This is a genomic window from Psychrobacter sp. 1U2, from assembly GCF_051847575.1.
The window spans coordinates 1-1,169 of sequence record NZ_JBPYDC010000354.1 but is presented as its reverse complement, the minus strand read 5'-3'; the positions used below and the strand labels follow the sequence as shown (position 1 = coordinate 1,169).

Genomic DNA, 1,169 nt, shown 5'->3' with positions numbered 1-1,169 from the left:
CTCACTTTTTTTGTGTTTGGGGTTTGGTTTCGTGTGGGAGCTAATCCCTGAGAAGCGTTAAAAAATTGCATTGCAATTTTAGCTTCGCAAGTGAAAATTCCTTAAAGGGAATTTTCTGTTTCGCTACTATCTACCAGTCTGGGCGCGGCGCTGGCTACGGTTTGGGTCGTCGCTTGCTTCGCGTCGCCACCCCAAAACCTAGCCGTCGCAACTTGCCCAAACCAGTAGGATACCGCTACAGTCGGGGCTAAACAGTGCCTCCGAGTAAGTATTATAAGTCTTCTACATAGTTAATCTGCTGGTTCATGAAGTTGGTCTAAATTACCTAAATCAATAGGTGTTACACTTAATCCGCGCTGATACTCTTTATACCAAAGAGGGTATTTATTTTTTGCTATATTAATAATTTCTTTCTTTATTGCATTATATATATGTGCAATTTTTTGATTCGTAGAAATATCGCCACTTTCATATATATTACAGATAGTATCGTTTGGAATCTCAATTACACCATTTTCGAAGTATATAAAAGGAAATATGAACAATTTTTCAAGTTTTGAGTTGGAGTTTAAATCTTCCAAGGCTAGAAAGGTTTCTTTATTTAAAAACGATAAATTTACCATGTCGAATTTATGAACAAACTCAAGAGGATATAAGTCTGAGTTCATATAATCTTTAATACTAAAGTTCCGTGAGTCTAGTAAATAATTAATGCCTAACAGATAATTATCACTAATAAATATAGGTGAACTTAGTGTGCTATCATTACTAATAATTGGCTCTTCAGTCAAATATTCGCTTTCCAAAGAACCTTTATAATATATTGTACTTATAAAATTATATTGCGCAGAAATACCTAAGCCATCTTTCATAACATTATATTTTCTAAATCCATTATCTAAAAGAACTCTAACAAAATACTCGTTACCCAAAGTAAGTCTTAGTAGATCAGATTTAATATAAATAACACCATTTTCTTGTAGAAGATTAGCTATGGACTCGTTTTTTATTGAATTGCCTGTAGTAAAACCCATTGAATCAATTACATCAGAAAATTTGTAATGTTCGTTTAGAGGATACTTTTTCCAATTATTATCTAGAGATTCTTGTAGTCCAGTGAGCATTAGAAATAAAGAGGTTTTATTGATGTCATTGTTCAGTAGCCTAAG

At 33.3% G+C, this 1,169-nt stretch carries 1 protein-coding gene; it reads right to left on the bottom strand.

Annotated features, from left to right (window positions below):
* Positions 1-290: 290 nt before the first annotated feature.
* A partial coding sequence (locus tag ACS8FD_RS15770; protein ID WP_439276543.1) for a hypothetical protein occupies positions 291-1,169 on the bottom strand: 879 nt, incomplete at its 5' end.